The sequence below is a fragment of the Actinoallomurus spadix genome, from assembly GCF_024055725.1.
GTDB lineage: Bacteria > Actinomycetota > Actinomycetes > Streptosporangiales > Streptosporangiaceae > Actinoallomurus > Actinoallomurus spadix.
The window spans coordinates 1-22,565 of the sequence record NZ_JAMXMX010000034.1; the positions used below are offsets into that span (position 1 = coordinate 1).

A 22,565-nucleotide genomic window follows, 5' to 3' on the forward strand; every position below is an offset into this window, starting at 1 on the left:
TGGAGCGGTTGTGCATCGACGCCGAGCCCGCCACCCGCATCCGCGACACCCTCGGCGCCATTCTCCGCGACCTCTGAGGCGGCCGCTGAAGATGGTTGAAGGGCGGCCCGCGAAGGCCGTACATGCCGCCGAGTCCACCGTTCATGCGCGAGTTCGGCGTTTCCCGGAGCCGGCCGCCCACGCTGGATCCTGAACTGCGGGGGGGATCCCGCACCCGCGGGGTCTCAGAGCTCGCGCATGATCTTGCTGATCAGGTCCATGGACTCCTCCGGCGAGGCGCTCTGCACGCACAGGCGCTCCATCGCCGCCGTGTAGTGGTCCATGTCGTCGTCCTTCTCCAGGTACATCGCGCCCGTCAACTGCTCGATGTAGGCGATGTCGGGGAGCTCCGGCTCGGGGAACCGCAGGATCGTGAACGCCCCGGCCTCACCGGCGTGACCGCCCACCCGGAACGGCATCACCTGCACCGTGATGTTCTGCCGGCGGGCGGCCTCGTGCAGCGCCCGCAACTGGGCGCGGGTCACCTCCACGCCGCCGATGGGGCGCCACAGCGCCGCCTCGTCGATGACGGCCCACAGACGAGGCGGATGCGGCTGGTACAGGATCCGCTGCCGGCGCATCCGCAGCTCGACCCGGCGCTCGATCTCGTCCGCGGACGGATCCGACATCCCCTGGCTGACGACCGCGCGGGTGTACTCCGGGGTCTGCAGGAGCCCGGGGATGAACTGCACCTCGTAGGTCCGGATGACCTGTGCCGCCTCTTCCAGATCGACGTAGGGGCGGAACCAGGCGGGCATCGCGTTGTTGTACGCCTGCAGCCACCCGGGCCTGCTGGCCTCCCGTACGACGGTCAGGAGGGCGTCGCGCTCGCCGCGCTCGTCGATGCCATAGAGCTTGAGGAGGGCGACGACGTCGTCCTCATCGAGACCGGCCCGGCCCTGCTCGAGCCGGCCGATCCGGGTCTCCGTCGCGTTGAGGGCCTCGGCGGCCTCTTTGCGGCTCACCCCGGCCGCCTCCCGCAGGCGGCGCAGCTGCGCTCCCACGATCCTGCGGCGGACGGTGGGCCTGCTCACCGAATGCACCGCGACGGCCACGGGTTCCCACCTCCGATCACCATAATGCGGGCAGAGTCTGCCATCGATGACCACCGGTGAACAGCCCTCAGGGCCTACCGGGACCGAAATAGCCTTTGAATCTTTCCTTTTACGGCGGATCGGTCCAATAGGCGGGTCGTCGGCGGGTGCCCGCGCGATGTCGCCGGCTCGCTCAGACGGTCGTGGCGGCCTCTTCCTCCTCGATCCGGCGGTTCCAGTCCGCCTTGCTCGCCCGCCAGCCCTCGTCGTCCGCGCCGAGGCGCCAGTAGCCGGAGATGGACAGCTGGTCCATGGACAGCCCGCGTTCCAGTCGCAGGTGCCGCCGCAGCCGTTTCACGAACCCCGCCTCACCGTGCACGAACGCGTGGACCTCGCCCGGCGGGAACTCCAGGTCACGTACGGCCTCGACCAGGGCGTCACCGACCTCGGCGGCGCCGCGGTGCAGCCAGGTGATCCGCGTGTCCCCCGGAGCGGCGAGCGGCACCTCGTCCTCCGCGCCGGCCACCTCGACGAAGACCCGGGCGGTCGCGTCCTCCGAGAGCCGTTCCAGCGAGGCGGCGATGGCCGGGAGCGCGCTTTCGTCACCCACGAGCAGGTGCCAGTCGGCCTTCTCGTTCGGCGCGTACGCCCCGCCGGGCCCCAGGAACAGCACCTCCTCGCCGGGCCTGACCCGTGCGGCCCACGGGCCGGCCAGGCCGTAGTCGCCGTGGTACACGAAGTCGATGGCCAGCTCACGGGCCTCCGCGTCCCACGAGCGCACGGTGTAGGAGCGCTGCCGCGGCCATTGGTCGCGGGGGAGGTCGCGGCGCACGGCCTCCATGTCGAACGGCTCGGGGTACTCCACGCCGGGCACGGGGAAGAGGATCTTCACGTAGTGGTCGGTGTACTCACCGGCGGCGAACCCGGCCAGTCCGTCTCCGCCGATCACCACCCGGATCAGGTGCGGGGTCAGTCGCTCGACGCGCTCGACGCGTCCGCGGGTCACCCGCCGGCCTCGCCGGGCGGGCCTGTCGTTGCTCATCTGGCACTCCCTATTTAGGTGAGCCTAACTTTACGCGGCGGCGACCCTCATCCCCTACCCGGCGTGAGCGGGATCACCGCCGGGCCGGCTCCACGCGCCGGAGACCGGTGTACGGCTTCGGTGACATCTGTCATGGAACCGTCGGTGATAACGCGCTCTGTAGCGACGATGGAGGCTCTGCGAAGATCGATGGTGTGGAGGCAACGGAGGCGCGGCTCAGGCCGCCACGTCACCTGGTCAGCAGGAAGGCCATCGGCTACTGGACCTTGCGCGCGCTGGGCGGCTGGCTGCCCGTCGTCGCCGGTCAGGTCGCCTGGACGCTGGGCGACGGCGGCCACCTCCCGTGGCATCTCGCCGGGCTCGTCCTGACCGGGGTGCTCGGCGCGGCGCACGTCATCGTCATGCCTCAATGGCGGTTCCGCGTGCACCGCTGGGAGGTGACGCCGGAGGCCGTCTACACGCAGTCCGGCTGGTTCGACCAGGAGCGGCGCATCGCCCCGATCTCGCGGATCCAGACCGTCGACAGCGAGCGCGGGCCGTTCGAGCAGCTGTTCGGCCTCGCCAACGTCACGGTGACGACGGCCTCGGCGGCCGGCCCGCTGAAGATCCGCGGGCTCGACCGGGAAGCGGCGGAGCGGCTGGTCGACCACCTCACCGAGGGCACCTCGGCCGATCGCAGCGACGCGACGTGAGTGAGCGGGGCGAGCGAGCCCATGGGCGCGGCGGCGTCGGTCATCCCTCCGGCGAAGGAGGACACCTGACCATGACCGAGCGGAACCACGGCGGCTGGCGGCGGCTGTCCGCCCGCATGCTCCTCGTCCATCCGGTGCAGGAGCTCCTGCGGGCCTGGCCGGTGCTCGTCGGCCTCGTCGTCGCGGGCAGCGCCGGAGGGCAGGGGTCCTGGTGGAGCCTGGGCGCCACGGCCGCCGTCATCATCGGCGGGCTGCTTCGCTGGTTCACCACGTCCTACCGCGTCACCGCCGAACAGGTCCAGGTCCGCAAGGGTCTCCTGCGGCGGCAGGTCCTGACCGTCCCGCGCGACCGGATCCGTACGGTCGACGTCACGGCCCACGCGCTGCACCGCGCTCTTGGCCTGGCCAAGGTGGAGGTGGGCACCGGCCGTACCGACCGCAAGAACGACGGGGTGAGGCTCGACGCCCTGCACGCCGGCGAGGCCGACCGGCTGCGCGCGGAGCTCCTGCACCGCGCGGCGGCCTCCGCCACGGGACCGGCCGAGCGGCCCCGCGAGACGCTCCTGGCCCGGATGCGGCCGGGCTGGGTGCGGTACGGCCCGTTCACGTTGACGGGATTCGTCACGGTGGGGGTCATCGCCGGAGTCGTGTGGCGCTCCCTCAACGAGGCGCACGTCGATCCCCGGCGCATCCAGGTGCTGAGCGCGCTGCTGGACCGGTTCGGGCGGACCTCGCCGGCCGTGGACGTCCTCGTCGTCACGGTCGCGCTTCTGGTGGTCGTGGTGGCGGCGTCGACCTTCGGGTACGTCCTGGCCTTCCACGGGTTCCGGCTCACCCGGGGTGACGCCGGCACGCTCCACGTCACCCGTGGCCTCATCACGACCCGGGCGATCACCATCGAGGAGCGGAGGCTGCGCGGCGTGGAGTTCAGCGAGCCGCTGCTGTTGCGGTCCGTCGGCGGGGCGCGGTGCATCGCCATCACCACGGGGCTGCGCGTCGGGCGCGGCGCCGAGCGCGGCGGGTCGCTCCTGCTGCCGCCCGCGCCGCGGGCCGAGGCCCTCCGGGTGGCCGGCGCGGTCCTCCGGGACGACGCTCCGTTCACCCGGACGCTGACGGGGCACGGCCCGCGAGCGGCGCGCCGCCGGTTCTCCCGGGCCGTCGGCGTCGCCCTCCTCGTCGTCGGGGTCGCCGTCGTCTCGTGGGCCCTCGGCGTGGTGCCCGCGTGGACGTGGCAGGCGGCGCTCGTCCTCGTCCCGCTCGCCGCGCTGGTGGCCGCCGACCGCGCGCGGGCCCTCGGGCACGCGGTGGTGAACGGTGCCCTGGTCGGCCGCCGAGGCTCGCTCGTACGGCGCCGGAGCGTGCTGTCCTGCGAGGGGATCATCGGCTGGAACCTGCGCCGCTCCTTCTTCCAGCGGCGGAGCGGCCTGGCCACCCTGGTCGCGACGACCGCGGCCGGACGCCAGCGGGTGGAGGTCCAGGACGTCCCGCTGGAGGAGGCCCTCCGGGTCGCGGAGGAGGCGCTCCCGGGTCTGCTGACGCCGTTCCTGGAGCGCTGAGCGCCGCGACGGCCTCGGACGCGCCGCGGCGGCCGGCCCGGCGCGGTCGGCGTCACCGTTCGCGCAGGGCGCCGGCGGGCAGGGCGATGAGGGCGGTCATGCCCGCGACGAGCGCGAGCGCGGTCGTCAGCGAGGTCGCCTGCGCCACGAACCCGATGACGGGCGGGGCGATCATCCACCCGCCGTACCCCACCGTGCCCACGGCGGCCACGGCGGTGCCCGGATCGCGGCCGGGGGTCCGCCCCGCCGCGCTGAAGGTCAGGGGGACGACCGTCGCCATGCCGAGTCCGAGCAGGATGAACGCGACGACGATCACCGGGGTGACGGGTCCGAGGAGCCCCGCGGCCAGGCCGAGGGCGCCGATCACGGCGGCGGTGCGGACCACGCGGGGCGCGCCGAGGCGTCCCACGACCCGGTCCCCGACGAGCCGGGCGGCGGCCATGGACAGGGAGAATCCCGCGTAACCCCACGCGGCGACGCCGGGTGTGGCGTGCGCGGCCGTGCGGAGGTACACCGCGCTCCAGTCGGCCGCGGCGGCCTCCCCGAACAGGCTGCAGAAGGTGATGACGCCGAGGACGAGCAGGGCGCGGTCCGGCCGGGCGAATACCTTCCCTGCCGCCGTCGGCGGCGCGGGGACGAGGCGTGTGCCGCACAGGGCACCGACCACGGCGATGATCACACTGACGGTGAGCAGATGGCCCGGCGCCGCGACGCCCGCCCGCGCGACCAGACCGGCGCTCGCCGAGCCGATGAGGCCGCCGACGCTCCACAGGCCGTGCAGCCCCGACATGATCGACCGGCCGTAGCGCTCCTGGACCGTGACGCCCTGGGCGTTCATCGTCACGTCGAGAATGCCGCTGACGGCGCCGGACAGGAACAGCGCGGCGAAGATCACCGGCATGGACGGCGCGAAGGCCGGGAGCGGCAGGGCGATCGCGACGGCGAACACCATGACGCGGGTCAGGGTACGGCTGTCGACCCGCGCGCTCAGCCACGCGGCGATCGGCATGCCCGAGAGTCCGCCGATCGCCGCGCCCATCAGCGCCAGCCCCAGGTCGGCGGAGGACAGGTGCCGGGCCTCCTTGACCCAGGGGATGCGGGCGGCCCAGCTGCCCGCCGCGATGCCGTGCAGGGCGAAGACGGCGGCGACGGCGAGGCGGGCCAGGCGGTCCCGTCGGGTCGGACCGGCGGAGACGGACGTCGAGGACATCCCACCATGATCACCTACGCGCTCCGGCGGGCGATACCTCCGTCAGCGGCGGTGCCGGCCGTGGTCGTGGACCGGACGGCCGTCGAGAAGGTGCCGCAGGCGGCTGTTGGTCCGCCCGTACAGCAGGTAGACGACCAGCCCGAAGGCCATCCAGATCCCGAAATACTCCCACGTGCGCAGGCGCAGGTTGAGCATGAGCCAGCCGGTGGCGGCGATCGCCAGGACCGGGGTCACGGGTACGCCGGGCACGCGGAAGCCGCGCGGCAGGTCCGGGCGGGCGCGCCGGAGCACCGGTACGCCGGCGGACACGAACAGGAACGCGAACAGCGTGCCGATCACGATCATCTGCTGGAGCGTGAGGACGCTGACCTTCCCGAACGTCCAGACGTCGACCTGGGACAGGGCGATCGCCGTGCCTCCGACCAGGAGGGCGGCGCGGGTCGGCACCTTGTACCGGCCGCTGATCACGGCGAGCGGCGCGGGGAGCAGCCCGTCGCGGGCCATCGCGAAGAGCACGCGGGTCTGGGCGACCATGACGACGAGGATGACGGTGGCCAGGCCGACGACCGCGCCCACGTCGATGACCAGGGCCATCCCGTCCTTACCGACGGCGGTGAACGCGCTGGTCAGCGGCGTCGCCGGGTTCAGGCGGCCGTACGGGACCATGCCGACCATGGCGACGGCGACGCCGATGTAGAGGGCGATCGCGATGAGCAGGCTGACGATCATCCCGGCCGGCACCCGGCGCGGCGCGTCGCGGGTCTCCTCCGCGGCGGTGGCGATGAGGTCGAAGCCGATGTAGGCGAAGGCGATCGCGGACGTGGCGGCGAAGACGCCGAACAGGCCGAACGCGTGCGGCGCGCCGCCCGTGACCAGGTCGAGGACGGTCCGGTCGCCGCCGGAGGCGGGCAGGGGCCGGGCGGGCGGTACGAAGGGCCGGAGATTGGCGGGATGGAAGAACAGGAGGCCGCCGGCGATGACCAGCCCGATCGCGATGACCTTCGCCAGCACCATGAACCACAGGGCGTAGAGGCTGAGCCGCGCGCCGATGGCCACGACGAGCGCGAGCACCGCGAGGATCAGCAGGGAGAACAGGTCGAAACCCGTCTCGTGCCCGGCGACGCCCTCGATCGCCGAGGGGACGTGGATCGCGGAGACGCCGGACAGCGTGCCGACGTCGGCGATCAGCCGCGTCGCGTACAGGGACCAGGCGCGGCCGACCACGGCGGCGGCGAGCTGCAGTTCGAGCAGGAGCGCCCAGCCGATCACCCAGGCCCAGATCTCGCCGAAGGCGACGTAGGCGAACGAGTAGGCGCTGCCCGCGACCGGCATCGTGGACGACAGTTCGGCGTAGGAGAGGGCGGACAACAGGCAGGCGAGGCCCGCGATGACGAAGGAGACGACGACGGCGGGGCCCGCCGTCGTCGCGGCCTGCTCACCGGCGATCTTGAAGATGCCGGCGCCCACCATCACGCCGAGGCCCAGCACGATCAGGTCGCGCGTCTGGTAGATGAGGGACAGCCGGTGGCGGCCGCCGTAGTGCGGGCCCGCGGTCTCCTCGACCGGCAGCCGGCGGAGCACGTTGTTCCGGAAGGATGCCTGGGCGCTCAACTCGTGTCGTCCCCCAAAGGTGCCTCGGCCGGTCGAGCCCCCCACCGCCTACGGGTTCCAGGGTCACCAAGGATGTCCAAGTTCCTGGGGGATAACAAGGTCACAACCGCTAAATGGGTTTCCGGAAGTTACGCGACACTTCGGCCGCGTCCGGCCGAGCTCCTGGAAGCTCCGGCGGCCGGATGGCATGGTGGGGACAAGCGTTCACCGTGGGTCAGGAGATCTACATGCGCCGCAGACGTACCGTCCTCGGGCTCGCCGCCCTCGCCCTGGCGACCCTCACCGTGCCCGCCGAGGCGCGCACCCTGCCCGGACAGGTGCCGGGCGTCTCTCCACCCCAGGGCAGGCAGGCGGTCGCGGTCGGTTACGGCGGCGCGGTGTCGAGCGTCGACGTGGACGCCACCCAGGCCGGCATCGAGGTGCTCCGGCGCGGCGGCAACGCGGTGGACGCGGCGGTCGCCGCGACCGCCACCCTCGGCGTGACCGAGCCGTACGTCGCGGCGATCGGCGGCGGCGGGTTCTTCACGTACTACGACGCGCGGACGCACAAGGTCTCCACCATCGACGGCCGCGAGACCGGCCCGGCGCGGATGACCGAGAACACCTTCATCGACCCGAAGACCGGCAAGCCGCTGCCGTTCGACGAGGCCGTGACCAGCGGGCTGTCGGTGGGCGTCCCGGGGACGCTCGCGACGTGGGACAAGGCGCTGCGCGCCTTCGGCACCCGCCGCCTCGGCACGGTCCTCCAGCCGGCGATCAGGGTGGCCGAGCACGGCTTCACGGTCGACCAGGAGTTCTACGACCAGACCGCGCTCAACGCCGACCGGTTCAAGGACATCGTGCCGACGCGCGAGCTGTTCCTGCCGGGCGGAAAGCCGCCGGCCGTCGGGTCGACGTTCCGCAACCCCGACCTGGCCGGCACCTATCGGCAGATCGCCCGGCGCGGCCTCGGCTGGTTCTACGGCGGCGCGCTCGGCGCCGAGATCGCCCGGACGGTGCGCACGCCGCCCGTCGACCCGAAGGCCACCCGCAACGTACGGCCCGGCGTCATGCGGACGTCCGACCTCGCGGACTATCACGCCCTGAACCGCGCGCCCACCCACGTGAACTACCGCGGGCTCGACGTCTACGGCATGGCCCCGCCCTCCTCCGGCGGCTCCACCGTGGGCGAGGCGCTGAACATCATGAAGAACGTCCGGTTCGGCGATCCCGTCCAGGCGCTGCACACCTACCTCGAGGCGTCCCGGCTCGCCTACGCCGACCGGAACGCCTACGTCGGCGACCCGGCGTACGTCGACGTGCCGCTGAAGACGCTGCTGTCCGACGGGTTCGCCCGGTCGCGGGCGTGCCTGATCAAACCGGACGAGGCGGCCAAGAGCCCGGTGCCGCCGGGCGACCTGGAGTCGCACGGCTGCGCGGCTCCGCAGGGCAAGGCTCAAGACCTCCCGTACGAGGGGCCGCAGACGACACACCTGGTGACCGCGGACCGCTGGGGCAACGTCGTCTCGTACACGCTGACGATCGAGCAGTTCGGCGGCAGCGCGATCACCGTCCCGCACCGGGGATTCCTCCTCAACAACGAGATGACGGACTTCGACTTCACGTCCTCGACGCCGGCGGGGTATCCCGACCCGAACCTGCCCGCGGCGGGCAAGCGGCCGCGCAGCAGCATGGCGCCCACGATCGTGCTGCGGAACGGGCGGCCGTACCTCGCGGTCGGCTCGCCGGGCGGGTCCACGATCATCACCACGGTCCTGCAGATCCTGATGAACCGTGTGGACCTCGGCATGACGCTGCCCCAGGCGGTGGCGGCGCCGCGCGCCACCCAGCGCAACACGCCGCAGACGTTCGCCGAGCAGGAGTTCATCGACCGGTACGGCGCGGCGCTCAAGGCGAAGGGACACGACCTCGCGCTCTTCCCGGGGCCGCCGGCGGGCGTGATCGGCGCGGCGGCCGGTCTGGAGTTCCTCGGCGGTGGCAGGCTCCAGGCCGTCGCCGAACCGGTCCGCCGGCACGGCGGCAGCGCGATGGTCGTCTCTCCCCGCCCGTAGGGCCCGGCAGGCCGCCGCCCGGACGGGCGGCGGCCGCCCACGCCATCGTTCCGGAATGATTACGTGGTCGCCGGGCGAGGGCGGCGCAGGTCGGGACTACCATCGAGCGGGGGAGGGAGCCGCCCATGGCCGAGGCGTACGTCCAGGTGACGACGACCACCGACTCACGTCATGAGGCGGCCGAGATCGCCCGGTCCGCGGTGGCCGAGCGCCTCGCCGCGGCCGCGCAGCTCGTCGGCCCGATCGCCAGCACCTACTGGTGGGAGGGCGAGATCGAGTCGGCCGAGGAGTGGATGGTGGTCTTCAAGACCACCGCCGAGCGCTTCGAGGCCCTGGCCGGGCGGATCGCCGAGCAGCACTCCTACGACACCCCCGAGATCATCGCGACGCCCGTCGTCGCGGGGAGCGGCGACTACCTGGCCTGGGTCCGCGAGCAGACCGCCGAGGTGACGACGGACCAGGTGTGACTTGTCCGTAATCGGGCAATAATCACTTACTTGCGGCGTGGCGTGCCCTCGCGCCCGCGCCCGGTCCGGTCTCTCAAGGCGGTGACGGATGAGCGAGGACTACGGGCTGTTCGGCCCCGGCTCCGTGACCTGGAAGGTGATGGGGGAGCCCGTCCTGCTCGTGGGCGGCTTGCGCGCGCTGATCCTGCAGGCCCTGCACCCGCCGTCCATGTGGGGCACGGCGCAGAACTCCGAGCTCATGGACCCGCACGCGGCCTGGGCCCGGCTCGGCCGCACGATCGAGTTCGTGCGCGTCCGGACGTACGGCACGATGGAGGAGGTCGAGCGGGCCGGCCACCGGGTCCGCCGGATCCACTCCCGGCTCACCGGCTTCCACCCCTACACCGGCGAGATCTTCCGGATCGACGAGCCCGAGAACCTCCTGTGGGTCCACATGGGCGAGGTCGACTCCTATCTCGACGTCGCGCGGCGCTCCGGCGTGCCGCTGACGCCGGATGAGGCCGACGCCTTCGTCGACGAACAGCGCCGGGCCGGCGCGGTCGTCGGGCTGGACCCGGCCGACATCCCCGCCTCGGTGGCCGAGATGCGGGACTACTACGCCGCGATCCGCCCGAAGCTCTTCGCGTGCAAAGAGGCCAAGCAAGGTCTGCGGCGCCTGTACCACCCGACGGTCCCGCGCCGGATGCTGCCCCTCAAGCTCGCCGCCCCGAGCATCGCGACGCTCGTCGTGGCGACGCTGCCGCGCTGGGCCCGCCGCATGTACGGCCTGCCGGCCACGCCGCTGGAGGACCTGTGGGCCACGACGACGCTGAAGGCGCTGTACCAGGGCACCCGGATCGTTCCCGAGCAGTGGCGTTACTCGCCCGACGCCCGCCGCGCCCGCCGCCTGACCCGCGAGACGGCCCCGGACCTCGCCGCCGTGTCCTGAGTCACCGGCCGCCTCCGCGGCTACCGGGCGGGGCCTGACTCACCGGCCGCCTTCGCGGCTACCGGGCGGGGACGTTCCAGGAGCCGATGACGGAACGGTCGTGCTCGGTTCCGAGGGTGGAGACGGTGCCGGTGTCGAGGCGGAACAGCCGGCCGGCGTCCGGCGGCAGGCCCAGCCACCGGGCGGTGAGCACGCGGAGCACGTGCCCGTGCGCGACGAGCGCCACGTCGCCCTCGGCGAGGGACGGCCGGACGCGCTCGATGACGGCGTCGGCCCGCGCGCCGACCTGCCCGGCCGTCTCGCCCCCGGGGACGCCGTCGGCCCAGAGGTACCAGCCGGGCCGGTCCTGCCGGATGTCCGGGGTCGTACGCCCCTCGTACGCGCCGTAGTCCCACTCCCAGAGGCGGTCGTCGACCTCGGTGGTGGTCAGTCCGGCCAGCTCGGCCGTGCGGCGGGCGCGCTGGGCGGGGCTGGTCAGGGTGACCGCGACGTCCCGGGCGGCGATCAGAGGGGCGAGCGCCTTGGCCTGCTCCTCGCCGCGTGAGGTCAGGGGGACGTCGGTGCGGCCGGTGTGCCGGCCCGAGCGGCTCCATTCGGTCTCACCGTGCCGCAGCAGTATCAATTCCCCCATGAGGGCACAATACGGGAGGCCAGGGGAGCGCTCCCCACCACCCCGCGGACGGGAGGAGCGCTCCGGACGGTCAGGCGAGGACGTCGTCCAGCGCGGTCGCCGCCAGGCCGTGCGCCTCGGCCACCGGCTCGCTGACCAGCGCGCCGTCGTGGGTGCTGAGACCGAGCGCCAGGGCGCGGTCGTCGCGCAGCGCGGCGCGCCAGCCCTTGTCGGCGAGTGCGACGGCGTACGGCAGCGTGACGTTCGTCAGCGCGTACGTCGAGGTGTTCGGCACCGAGCCGGGCATGTTGGCGACGCAGTAGAAGACCGACTCGTGGACCTTGTAGGTCGGGTCGGCGTGCGTCGTCGGGTGGGAGTCCTCGAAGCAGCCGCCCTGGTCGATGGCGATGTCCACGAGCACCGAGCCCGGCTTCATCCGCGCCACCAGGTCGTTGGAGACCAGCGTCGGGGCCTTGGCGCCCGGGATCAGCACCGCGCCGATGACCAGGTCCGCGCCGAGCACCTCCCGCTCGATGGCGTACGCGCTCGACACCAGCGTCCTCAGCCGGCCCTGGTAGATGGCGTCGATGTGCCGGAGCCGGTCGACGTTGACGTCCATCACCGTCACGTCCGCGCCCATCCCGACGGCGATCTGCGCGGCGTTCAGGCCGGACACGCCGCCGCCGACCACGACCACCTTGGCCGGGGCGACGCCGGGCACGCCACCCGGAAGGACGCCGCGGCCGCCGTTGAAGCGCATCAGGTTGTAGGCGCCGACCTGCGGGGCGAGCCGCCCGGCGACCTCCGACATCGGGGCCAGCAGCGGCAGGGACCGGTTCGGCAGCTGCACGGTCTCGTAAGCGATCGAGGTGACGCCCTTCTCCAGGAGCGCGTCCGTGCACGGGCGGGACGCCGCCAGGTGCAGGTACGTGAAGAGCGTCTGGCCCTTCCGCATCCGGGTGTACTCCTCGGCGATCGGCTCCTTCACCTTCAGGATCAGGTCACCGGCCGCCCACACGTCGTCGGCGCTCTCCAGGATCTTGGCGCCGGCGCCGATGTAGTCCTCATCGGGGATGGACGAGCCCGCGCCGGCGCCACGCTCGATCAGCACATCGTGGCCGTGCCGGACCAGCTCATGCACGCCCGCGGGCGTGATCGCCACGCGGTACTCATGGTTCTTGATCTCGCGGGGTACGCCGACCTTCACGTTTCCTCCTCATGGTGCTTCCACCCCAAGGGTGACGGCGAAAGACCCGTGGCGGCGGCGGCAACATGTATCCCGCTCGTCAAGCTTGCTGACACTATGTCAGCAGGTCGCGGGGCCCTCCCGACGGCGCGCGAACAGCGCGTCCAGGCCGGGGCCGTCCGCGGCGAGGACCAGCACCTCGTCGTCCGCCCGCAGCAGCGTGTCCCCGCGCACCGGCACCAGGCGCCCGCCCCGGATCACGAAGCTGATCCAGACGTCCTCACCGCACGGCAGGTCGTCCACGCTGATGCCGTCGGCGGGCGAACCCGCCTCCACCTGGTACCGGCGCAGGCCCTCGGGCTCCTCCTGGAAACGCACGCCCAGGCTCCACGGCTCGGGTTCGACGACGCGCAACGGGATCCTCAGGCGGCGGGCGAGGGCCGGCACCGAACCGCCCTGCACGATCACCGAGAACGCCACGACCACAAAAATGATCTCGTAGGCGCGCCGGGCCCCGGGCAGTCCCTCCTGCAGGATGAACAGGCCGAGGAGGATCGGCACCGCGCCCTTCAGCCCGGTCCACAGCACGAAGATCCGCTCGTTGCGCCGCAGGCGCACCGGCCACAGCAGCAGCCCGACGAACAGCGGGCGGATGACGAAGGCCAGCGCCGCGGCGAGGACCAGGCCGATCCACCACGCGCCGCCGTCGCCCAGGCCCCGCAGGCTGATCGTGAGGCCCAGCATGGTGAAGGCGACGATCTCCGCCAGGCTCGCCAGCGAGGAGTGGAACCGCTCGATCTCGTGCTTGTACGGCGCGCGCTCGTCACCGAGGAAGATGCCGGCGACGAAGACGGCGAGGAAGCCCGAGCCGTACGCGACCGTCGCCACCCCGTACACCGCCAGCGCGCCGAACAGGACCCGCAGCGGGTACAGGCCCTCGCTGGGCAGCGGGACGCGTCGCATGAAGGCCAGCAGCAGCATCCCGCCGGCGACGCCGATGACGCCGCCGATGACCATCTGCTCGAGGAAGGTGACGGTGACGTGCCCGATCGCCGACGCGCCGCCGCCCGTCGCGCCCAGGACGGCGACGAGGAGGGCGATGCCGACCGGGTCGTTGGCTCCGGACTCGCCCTCGAGGAGGGTGCCGGTGCGACCGGCGATCTCCCGGCGGCCCAGGACGGAGAAGACCACGGCGGGGTCCGTGGGCGAGAGGGCCGTGCCGAGCAGCATTGCGAGGCGCCAGTCGATGCCGAGCCCGTAGTGGGCGAGCAGGGCGATGGCCGTGCCGGTGACGAGTGTCCCGGCGACGCCGATCCAGATCGTCGCGCCCGCCGCGGACCGGAACCTGCGCCGGCCGATGTTCATCCCGCCGTCGAACAGGATCACCGCGAGCGCCACTGTGACGATCTTCTCGATGGACGGGATCGAGATCGCGCCGAGACGTGGCCACAGATCCGAGGCGATCGCCGCGCACACCAGGAAGATGGCCGGGGCGGGAACCCGCGTGCGCTCGCTGAAGCGGTTGGACAGGACCGCGACCGTACCCACGAGCGCGATCAGCAGAATGGCGAGCCCGAACTCCTCGACGCCTGACACGGCCACTGCCTCTCTAAGGGGATGACAAGGACAGAGCCGACCAGACTTCCCGGCACACCTGAGGTCTTACGTTATCGACACCCGCCGCATCGGGTGACCACGCGCGGCGAGGTCCGCGCGCCCGCCGCGCTCCTCGAGACGGGCGGCGGTCTCGTATCGGTGCTCTACCTCCTTGCCGCCGCCGAGCTTGAACTCGGCGCGGACGTCATGAACGAGCATGGCTCCGTCTCGATCGGTCAGGAGATGCCGAAGATCCGCTCGATGACGGTAATGCCGAAGTAGGCGACGAAGACGACGGAGATCAGCCACAGGAGCCAGCCGGCCCACCGGCCGCGGGCGGTCTGGATGACGGTGTAGGCGATGACGCCCGCGCCGACGCCGTTGGTGATCGAGTAGGTGAAGGGCATCATCACGATCGCGAGGAACGCCGGGATCGCGATGTCCAGGTCGGACCAGGCGATCTTGGCGACCTGGGTCATCATCAGCGCGCCGACGATCACCAGCGCGGGCGCGGCCGCCTGGGCCGGCACGACGGCCGCGATCGGGGTGAGGAACAGCGTCAGGGCGAAGAGGATCCCGGTGACGATGTTGGCCAGGCCGGTGCGGGCGCCCTCGCCGATTCCCGCCGCCGACTCGACGAACACGGTGCCGGCGGACGAACTGGTGAGACCGCCGGTGATCGCGGACAGGCCGTCGACGGCGAGGATGCGGCCGAGCCGGGGGACCCGTCCCTCCTCGTCGAGCAGGCCGGCCTCCTCGGTGAGGCCGAGGATCGTGCCCATCGCGTCGAAGAAGCCGCTCAGCACGAGGGTGAACAGCACGACCAGCGCCGTCAGCACGCCGGCCCGGCCGAAGCCGCCGAACAGGTCGACCTTGCCGAGCAGCCCGAAGTCCGGGGTCGAGACGAGCTTGGAGGGCAGCTTCGGCACGACCGTGCCCCACGCCTTCGCCGCGATCGTGGCGTTGCTGTTGATGACGACCGCCAGCACCGTCGCGACGGCGATGCTCAGCAGGATCGCCCCGGGGACGCGGCGGACGTACAGCACGATCATCAGCAGCAGGCCGATGACGAAGACCACCACGGGCCAGCCCGTGAGGTGGCCGCCGGTCCCGAGGTTCAGCGGAGTGCCCTCGCCCTTGCTGACGAAGCCGGAGTCGACCATGCCGATCAGTGCGATGAAGGCGCCGATGCCCGCGGCGATGGCGTGCTTGATGGCCAGTGGGATGGCGTTCATGATGCGCTCGCGCAGGCCGGTGACGGCCAGGATGACGATGATGACGCCCTCGAGCACCACGAGGCCCATGGCCTGAGGCCAGGTCATGTGCGGGGCGGCCTGGAAGGCGATGACCGCGTTGATGCCCAGGCCGGACGCCAGGGCCAGCGGCGCGTTGCCGACCAGGCCCATGATGATGGTGGAGATCGCCGCCGCCAGCGCGGTCATCGTCGTGAGCTGGGGGATCGACAGCTTCGCGCCGGTGACGTCCGTGGCCCCGCCGAGGATGATGGGGTTCAGCAGGATGATGTAGGCCATCGCGACGAACGTCGTGACACCACCGCGTACTTCGCGCGCGACCGTCGTCCGGCGTGCGGTCAGATCGAAGAAGCGGTCGAGGGGACCTCCGGCCTCCAGCCGCGTGGTCATTCGGGGGCTCCGTTTCGCAGGACCGGGCGTACGGCCTCCGACGAATCGATCGGGTGAGGGATCGTCAGGGTCTCGGGCCGCAAGGGGGACGGGGGAAGACTAGCCGCCCGGGTGGCGTTCCGGACCACCCGGTAGCGATGTAACACAGCCGTCATACCCAGGTGACACGCCCGTAGCGCCCGGGCGGGCGGGGCGGCGGGCGGGCGGCGCCGGCGGTGTGCGGGTGTGGTTCCGGGATAGATGGGTATTGGGGGGAATCACGCTCGCGCTTTGCGGAGATCGCCGCGAAGCGCGCGTCCGCGGGCGGCGATCCCCGGTGCGATCGGCGGCACGGGTTTCGAAGTCTGCAAAAAGGTCTTCTGTAAGAAGAGGGAGAAAACTATCCTTTCTGGTACAAGTATTGTCAGCGACGGGGGACGGCCGGCTGGGGGCGGCCGGTTCGCCGCTGATGAGAGGCGTGATCGTTGAACTGTCCTGGTTCGCGGGGGAACCGCACCCGCGTCGAAGGCCGCGCCGTACGGGCCTACGTGAACCGCGACCTGGAGCCGACCACTCCTCCTGATTCTCTGTTGATTGTTTCGGTAAAAGTGGGTCAATGTGGACAGTCACCAATCGCTCGGGCAACGCATCCGCTGGGCACGGATGCGAAAGGGTCTTTCGCAGGCGCAACTGGCCCTCCCAGAGCTGTCCGACAGCTACGTCTCCCTGATCGAGAGCGGCAAGCGCACCCCCACCCCGGAGGTCGTGCGGCTCCTGGCCCGCAAGCTCGGTTGCTCGGCGTCCTACCTGTCCAGCGGCATCGACGAGGCCACGCAGGAGCGGCTGCAGACGACGCTCGACGAGGCCGAGACGGCGCTCCAGAGCGGCCGGGCCGTCGAGGCGCGGGACCGCTTCGCGGAGCTGCTGGCCGACCCGGCGCTGACCAGCCTGCCCGATCCGGCGCGCCGGGCCCGGTGGGGTCACGCCCTCGCCCTCGAGGTGGCCGGAGAGATCGAGGAGGCCCTGCGCGAGTTCGCCGCCCTCGGGGCGTCGCTCTCGCCGGAGTACGACACGGACGAGTGGATCCGCGTGAACGTCGCCGCCGCCCGCTGTCATCGGGACAACGGCGACCTGGCGGAGAGCGCCGCCGTGGCGGAGCGCGCGTTCGCGCGGGTCACCGCGAAACAGGGACCGTGGAGCGATGAGACGGTCAAGCTCGGCGCCACCCTCGTCGGCGTGTACCTCGAACGGGGCGACCTCGTCAGCGCGCGGCAGCTCACCGAGCGGCTGGTCGAGCACGCCGAGGCGACGGGCAGCCCGGTCGCCCGGATCGCCGCCTACTGGGAGGCCGCCCTGGTCGCCCAGAACAAGGCGGACTTCGACGCGGCGGTGACGTACGGGGAGCAGGCCCTGGCCCTCCTGGGCGAGGTGACCGACCTGCGCGACGCCAGCCGGCTGCGGGGGGAGTACGCCACCCTGATGCTGCTGGCCCGGCCGCAGGACGCGCGACGCGCCCGCGACGAGCTCGAACGTGCGCTCCATGAGCGCACCGCCACCGGGGCGTCCGACGTCGACCGCGCCTGGTGCCTGACCGAGCTCTCCCGCGCGGAGCTGGCGATGGGCGAGCCGCAGCGGGCCGCCGACCGCGCGAAGGAGGCACTCGGACTCCTCGGCGACGAGCCCAGGCCGGCCACCGCCGGAGCCCTCATCGCGCTCGCCGAGGCGGCCCTGCGGCTGGACCGGACGGAGGAGGCCACGGCGACACTGGACCGTGCGATGGCGTGCCTCGGGGAGATCGGCCCGTCCCGCGAGGCGGCACAGGGCTGGTTCCGGCTCGCCGAGCTCCTGTCGGACGCCGGCTCACCGCAGCAGCGGGCCGACGCGTATCGGCGGGCGCTGGCCTGCGCGGGCCTCTGAAGGCCTGGTGAGCGCGGGCGCACCGCCCGTACGCCGGTCCGAATCCGCGTGACGTCCTGCCGTGAATAAGCTGAGGGGGGCCGGGAAGCGCTCCCGGCGAGCGGGCGGGCGGCCGAGGAGGTCGCGTGCCGCGCGCGCCGTGCCGTGAGCGACCCGGGAGACCTGCCGATCCGGAGAGACCACCGCCTCGCCATGATGAACATCCCGCCCGCGCACCTTCCCGGTGCCGCCACTCGCACCGGTGCGCCGAGCGCAGCCGTCTTCCTCGGGCGGGCGGTTCCCCATGCGTAGCCACCGGCCGTACGCCGTCGCGGTGCTCACCGGGCTCACGAGCCTGGCCGCCCTCATCGTCGCGCTGGTCGCCGGCGGCGCCGTCCGCGAGAAGGTGATCAGCGGGCTCGCCGACGCCGGCGCGCTGACCCGCTGGGGCCTGCCGGTTGCCCGGCTGGCCATGGACCTCGGCGGCGCGCTGACCGTGGGGACCCTGCTGTTCGCGGTGACCATGCTGCCCTCGGCGAAGGGCGTCATGGACCCCCAGGCCGTACGGTACGTCCGGGCCACCTCCTGGATCGCCGCGGTCTGGGCGGCCGGCGCCGCCGCCACGCTGCTCTTCACCGTCTCCGACATCCTCGGCGAGCCGGTCGGCAGGGTGGCCGGCGGCAACGAGCTGTCCAGCTACGTCGGCCAGCTGCCCCAGGGCACCGCGTTGATGATCGTCGTCCTGCTGACCGCGATGATCGCCCTGTTGACCCGGACCGCGGCCACCCTAGGCGCGACGGCGGGCCTGCTCGTCACCGCGCTCGTCGCGCTGCTGCCGCCGCCGCTCACCGGCCACTCGGCGACCTCGCCGAATCACGAACTAGCGATCAGCGGGCTGGCGATGCACGTCGTCGCGCTCGCGCCCTGGGTGGGCGGCCTCCTCGTCCTCGCCTGGCACGCCGTGCACGACGGCGACCATCTCGGCGTCGCCGCGCACCGGTTCAGCCGCATGGCGCTGTGGTGCTTCGTCGCGGTCGGCGTCAGCGGCGTCGCGAACGCCGTCTCCCGGCTGCCCGACCCCGCCCAGCTCTTCACCAGCGACTACGGCAGGCTGGTCCTCGCCAAGGTGGTGCTGTTCGCCCTACTCGGCGTCGCCGGGTGGCTGCACCGTGAGCGCACGCTGCCCGCGGTGATGGCGCACAACCCCAAGGGGTACACGCGGCCGCCGGTCGGCCGCCCGCCGTGGCCCCTCGTGCGTCTCCTCGCCGCCGAGGCGTTCGTGATGGCCGCCACGATGGGCGTCGCCGTCGCGCTGGCCCGGACCGCTCCACCGGCGCCGTCCGCCGAGGAGACGCCGATCCGCAGCCTGCTCGGGTTCGACATGCCGCCGCCGATCACCGTTGGCCGGCTGGCGACGATGTGGCGGCCGGACCTGTTCTTCGGCGTCCTCGTCGTGGTGATGGGCGGCCTGTACCTCGCCGGGGTCGCGCGGCTGCGCCGGCGCGGTGACCGGTGGCCGGCGGGCCGCACCGTCTCCTGGCTCGTGGGCCTGGTCACCATCGTCGCCGTGACGATGACCGGCGCCGCGACCTACGCGCCGGTGCTGTTCAGCGTGCACATGGTGCAGCACATGACGCTGTCCATGCTCACCCCGATCTTCCTCGTGCTGGGCGCCCCGGTGACGCTCGCCCTGCGCGCGCTGAGGCCGGCCGCCGTCCGCGGCGACCGCGGACCGCGCGAGTGGCTCGCGGCGATCCTGAACAGCCGGGCGGCCAAGTTCATCGGCCACCCGGCCGTCGCCACGGTCATCTTCATGGGCAGCACGTACCTGCTGTACTTCACGCCGCTGTTCGGCTACCTCATGCGCGCCCACATCGGCCACCTCGCGATGCTCGTGCACTTCATGGCGGCGGGCAGCCTCTTCTTCTGGGTGCTCATCGGGGTCGACCCGACTCCGCGCCGGCTGCCGTACATCGCCCGGATCCTCCTACTGTTCGTCACGATGCCGTTCCACGCCTTCTTCGGCATCGCGCTGATGGAGCTCGGCAAGCCCATCGCCCCGGCCTGGTACAACTCGCTGCACCGGCCGTGGGGGCCGTCGATCCTCGTCGACCAGCAGACCGGCGGCGGGATCGCGTGGGCGTTCGGGGAGATCCCGACGTTCATCGTTCTGATCGCGATCGTGTTCCAGTGGTTCCTGGCGGACCAGCGCATCGCACGCCGCCAGGAGCGCCGTGCCGACCGGGCGGCGGCGCGCAAAGAGGACGACGAACTGGCCGATTACAACGCCTACCTCGCGTCTCTGGACAAGCGGGCGCACAGCCAGGAGTGAGGGCCCCCGCCGGGCGGCCGGCACGGTTAGCCGGCCCGGTGGCGGGAACGTCCGTCCGTGTGTCCCGCACGACGATCACCAGGTTGCTGCTGCTGGCTGCCGTGCTGCCGATGGCCGCCGGCTGCGCCGAGACACGCGCCCGGCCGGCCTCCGGCGTCACCCTCGGAACGTCCGTCGCGTCCGCGAGCCTGCGGACGTCGCCGGCACGGTCGGCGCCGGCCTCGCCCCGTCCGCCCGACCCCTTCGAGACCGGCGACCGGAGCTTCTCGCTGCCCATGCGGGTGATCCGCAGCGGTGACGGCACCCTCGTCTTCGTCCCGGTGCGGGTCAACGGCATGGGCCCGTACGACTTCGTCCTGGACACGGGGTCGTCGAACTCCTCCGTCGACCGCAGTCTCGTCCGGCGGCTGCGGCTGCCGCGTACGGGCCAGGAGCACCGCGTCCAGGGCGTGACGGGCAGCGGGGTCGTCCCGATCGTCAAGGTGCGGCGCTGGACGATCGGCGGCGTTCCCCTGCGGGCGACGTCGCTGGCGGTGGTCGACCTCGGCATGGGCGTGGCCGGCCTGCTCGGCTCGGACGAACTCCGCCACTTCAGCAGCGTCACCCTGGACTTCCAGCACGACCGCGTCAACTTCCGCCGTTAGGGCCTGTCTCGAAGCGGGCCCTGGTCAACCGGGCAGCTGGCCGAGCGTGATCTGGACCGTGGTCTTGGCGCCGTCGGGATGCTGGACCACCATCGGGACGGTCTGCCCGGGCTTGAGGCCGGCGAGGACGTCGGACAGGTCGGAGGTGCTCGGCGTCTTGGTGCCGTTGACCGACACGATGATGTCGTTGGGGCGGATCCCGACCTTGTCGGAGGGGCCGCCCCTCGTCACCGCCACCACGCCCACGCCGACGACGTTGCCGGAGAGGTCGGCGACGTCCCGGACCGTCACGCCCAGCGCCGCCCTGCCGGAGTTGGTCACCCGGCCCGACTTGATCAGCTGATCGGCGATCAGCTTGACCGTGTTGCTCGGGATCGCGAACCCGATCCCGGCGGCCGCGCCGCCGATCTGCGGGTCGGCGGCGGCCAGCGCCGGGATGCCGATGACCTCGTTCTGCAGCGTCACGAGCGCGCCGCCGCTGTTGCCCGGGTTGATCGGCGCGCTGGTCTGCACGGCCCCCGCGATGGTCGCGCCGGGGAACTCGCCCTCCCGCGGAGAGGAGACCGTGCGGCCCACCGCGGAGATGATGCCGCTCGTCACGCTGCCCGACAGGCCGAGCGGGTTGCCCATCGCGAGCACGATCTCGCCCACCGCGACGCGGCTGGAGTCGCCGAACCGCGCGGGCCGCAGCGACGCGCCGTTCACCCGGACGACGGCCAGGTCGTCCGGGGCGTACTGGCCGACGAGCGTGGCCGGGAGCGCCTTCTTCCCGGTCGCCGTGGTCACCGTGAACCGGTTGGCCCCGGCCACGACGTGCGCGTTGGTGACGATGTCGCCCTGGTTGTCGTAGACGACCCCGGAACCGAGCCCGCTGTCGGTGTCGATCTGCACGACGGAGGGCAGCACCGTCTTGACGACCCGCTCGTAGTCCTGCTCCAGCCGCAGGCCGCTGACCTGGCCCGGCGGCGCGGCCCCCGTCGAGGTCGAGGCCGTGTTGCTCCTGTGCGCGCCGCCGCCTCCGCACCCGGCGACCAGGACGAGCGCGGTGATCATGGTGACGCCCCATCGCGTCATGTGTCCCACACCACTGCTCTTCCCAGCCGGTCGGGCGGGTAAAGCGGCGCGGCGCACGCAACGATGCGCCGGGCGATCCGCCGCCGCCGGCGCGGGCGGCTCCGGGGGGGTCAGCCGCCGTTGTGCTCGAGCCAGTGCGCCGCGAAGGACCCGGCCGAGGAACGGACGCCGAGGATGACGATGCCGAGCGTGAGCAGCGGCGTGACCACCCACTTCTCCACCTTGCCGTTGGTGCTGCCCACCAGCGGAATCGCGAGGCGCCAGGGGATCGGCCAGAAGACGGGGCAGCCCTGCGGCGTGATGCCGTCCGTGACGACGTGCGCGAGGCAGCCGAGACCCACGGCGAATCCGGCCCATCCCAGGGTGAAGCCGTGGGTGCCGAGGCCGGGTCCGGCGAACTGCATGCGCGCCATCAGGAAGGTCAGGCCGCCGGCGATCGCGGCGTTGAGCAGCGCGTCGAAGTGCTCCCGCTCGGGCACGCGGATCCCGATCCCCCGCAGCCCGAGGCCGATGATCAGGAACAGCATCACCCACCACGCCTGGACGAGGTGCTCCGACAGAAGGTCGGCGCCGACGGCCATGGCGACGCAGAACAGCAGGGAGTGGGTCGCGTGCCGGTGCCCGCCGGACACGGCCGCGATGCCCTTGCACAGGGCGCGGGTGACCGGCCCGAAGGTGTTGGCGATCGTGCCGTCGTGGTGGTCGAGGTCGGGCAGCATCGCCGCCCCGGCGCAGACGACCGCACCGGCCGCGATCTGGCCGGGGGTCATCCGCATTCCGTAGTCGGCCAGGAACGGCACGGTCCCGAGCCAGGCCGCGGCCCCCGCCAGCGCATGCGTATGGCCCATCATGTGAAGATCACCCGCTTTGTTGCCACGCGCGGACTGTAGCCCGCTTCGGGATCTACGGACGCGCGACGCGCCGGTGTGGTTCCCGCGATCGACGCGAATCCGGCCGTCCTCTGGGAGACCCGTG

Annotated in this window: 19 protein-coding genes; 8 read left to right on the top strand and 11 right to left on the bottom strand. The window is 72.4% G+C overall.

The genetic code is table 11. The annotated features are described in order from the left end of the window. Positions 1-224 precede the first annotated feature (224 nt). Both NE235_RS33240 and NE235_RS33245 read right to left on the bottom strand, forming a co-directional pair. On the bottom strand, positions 225-1,073 hold the full coding sequence (locus NE235_RS33240; protein WP_252810121.1) for a helix-turn-helix domain-containing protein: 849 nt from the start codon (positions 1,071-1,073) through the stop codon (positions 225-227). A 193-nt stretch (positions 1,074-1,266) separates the two neighbouring features. Beyond that, positions 1,267-2,115 (bottom strand): siderophore-interacting protein, encoded by an 849-nt coding sequence (locus NE235_RS33245; protein ID WP_252810123.1) that lies wholly within the window; start codon positions 2,113-2,115, stop codon positions 1,267-1,269. A gap of 194 nt (positions 2,116-2,309) precedes the next feature. On the opposite strand from NE235_RS33245, the gene NE235_RS33250 reads away from it, so the two are divergent. Continuing rightward, positions 2,310-2,807 carry a PH domain-containing protein gene (locus NE235_RS33250; RefSeq protein WP_252810125.1) on the top strand — a complete coding sequence of 166 codons (498 nt, stop codon included), beginning with the start codon at positions 2,310-2,312 and terminating at the stop codon, positions 2,805-2,807. Positions 2,808-2,878: 71 nt separating this feature from the next. Next, entirely contained in the window at positions 2,879-4,363 is a 1,485-nt protein-coding gene (locus NE235_RS33255; RefSeq protein WP_252810127.1) for a PH domain-containing protein, read from the top strand. 52 nt (positions 4,364-4,415) lie between these two features. Here the strand turns inward: NE235_RS33255 and NE235_RS33260 are convergent, their stop codons facing one another. Both NE235_RS33260 and NE235_RS33265 read right to left on the bottom strand, forming a co-directional pair. After that, positions 4,416-5,573, bottom strand: a complete 1,158-nt coding sequence (locus NE235_RS33260; RefSeq protein WP_252810129.1) for an MFS transporter — start codon at positions 5,571-5,573, stop codon at positions 4,416-4,418. Positions 5,574-5,615: 42 nt separating this feature from the next. Then, positions 5,616-7,184, bottom strand: coding sequence for an amino acid permease (locus NE235_RS33265; RefSeq protein ID WP_252810131.1), 1,569 nt, complete (start codon positions 7,182-7,184; stop codon positions 5,616-5,618). A 227-nt stretch (positions 7,185-7,411) separates the two neighbouring features. Between NE235_RS33265 and ggt the strand changes: the two genes are divergently transcribed. From ggt to NE235_RS33280, 3 genes are all read left to right on the top strand, one after another. Beyond that, a complete protein-coding gene (gene ggt / locus NE235_RS33270; RefSeq protein WP_252810133.1) occupies positions 7,412-9,235 on the top strand; it encodes a gamma-glutamyltransferase in 1,824 nt (607 codons plus the stop codon). Between the two features lie 125 nt (positions 9,236-9,360). Next, positions 9,361-9,702: a divalent-cation tolerance protein CutA gene (gene cutA / locus NE235_RS33275; RefSeq protein ID WP_252810135.1), complete on the top strand. Its 342-nt coding sequence runs from the start codon at positions 9,361-9,363 to the stop codon at positions 9,700-9,702. Positions 9,703-9,790: 88 nt separating this feature from the next. Continuing rightward, entirely contained in the window at positions 9,791-10,630 is an 840-nt protein-coding gene (locus NE235_RS33280; protein ID WP_252810137.1) for an oxygenase MpaB family protein, read from the top strand. Positions 10,631-10,688: 58 nt separating this feature from the next. On the opposite strand, the gene NE235_RS33285 is transcribed toward NE235_RS33280, so the two are convergent. The 5 genes from NE235_RS33285 to NE235_RS33305 form a co-directional block, all read right to left on the bottom strand. After that, complete coding sequence (locus NE235_RS33285) at positions 10,689-11,261, bottom strand: histidine phosphatase family protein (protein WP_252810139.1); 573 nt, start codon at positions 11,259-11,261, stop codon at positions 10,689-10,691. 70 nt (positions 11,262-11,331) lie between these two features. After that, entirely contained in the window at positions 11,332-12,447 is a 1,116-nt protein-coding gene (gene ald, locus NE235_RS33290; RefSeq protein WP_252810147.1) for an alanine dehydrogenase, read from the bottom strand. A 99-nt stretch (positions 12,448-12,546) separates the two neighbouring features. Next, complete coding sequence (locus tag NE235_RS33295) at positions 12,547-14,022, bottom strand: potassium/proton antiporter (RefSeq protein WP_252810149.1); 1,476 nt, start codon at positions 14,020-14,022, stop codon at positions 12,547-12,549. A 66-nt stretch (positions 14,023-14,088) separates the two neighbouring features. Beyond that, positions 14,089-14,241 (bottom strand): hypothetical protein, encoded by a 153-nt coding sequence (locus NE235_RS33300; protein WP_252810152.1) that lies wholly within the window; start codon positions 14,239-14,241, stop codon positions 14,089-14,091. Between the two features lie 17 nt (positions 14,242-14,258). Then, entirely contained in the window at positions 14,259-15,665 is a 1,407-nt protein-coding gene (locus tag NE235_RS33305; protein WP_252810153.1) for an NCS2 family permease, read from the bottom strand. Positions 15,666-16,262: 597 nt separating this feature from the next. Between NE235_RS33305 and NE235_RS33310 the strand changes: the two genes are divergently transcribed. From NE235_RS33310 to NE235_RS38465, 3 genes are all read left to right on the top strand, one after another. Then, entirely contained in the window at positions 16,263-17,561 is a 1,299-nt protein-coding gene (locus NE235_RS33310) for a helix-turn-helix domain-containing protein (RefSeq protein WP_308206189.1), read from the top strand. Positions 17,562-17,844: 283 nt separating this feature from the next. Continuing rightward, on the top strand, positions 17,845-19,872 hold the full coding sequence (locus tag NE235_RS33315; RefSeq protein ID WP_252810157.1) for a cytochrome c oxidase assembly protein: 2,028 nt from the start codon (positions 17,845-17,847) through the stop codon (positions 19,870-19,872). Between the two features lie 59 nt (positions 19,873-19,931). Next, complete coding sequence (locus NE235_RS38465; protein ID WP_252810159.1) at positions 19,932-20,516, top strand: retropepsin-like aspartic protease; 585 nt, start codon at positions 19,932-19,934, stop codon at positions 20,514-20,516. 24 nt (positions 20,517-20,540) lie between these two features. Here NE235_RS38465 and NE235_RS33325 read toward each other — a convergent pair whose 3' ends face one another. Next, a complete protein-coding gene (locus tag NE235_RS33325) occupies positions 20,541-21,590 on the bottom strand; it encodes a S1C family serine protease (protein ID WP_252810161.1) in 1,050 nt (349 codons plus the stop codon). 110 nt (positions 21,591-21,700) lie between these two features. Beyond that, the gene (locus NE235_RS33330) at positions 21,701-22,438 is read right to left on the bottom strand and encodes a metal-dependent hydrolase (protein ID WP_252810163.1); all 738 of its coding nucleotides are present in this window, start codon (positions 22,436-22,438) and stop codon (positions 21,701-21,703) included. Positions 22,439-22,565: the final 127 nt, after the last annotated feature.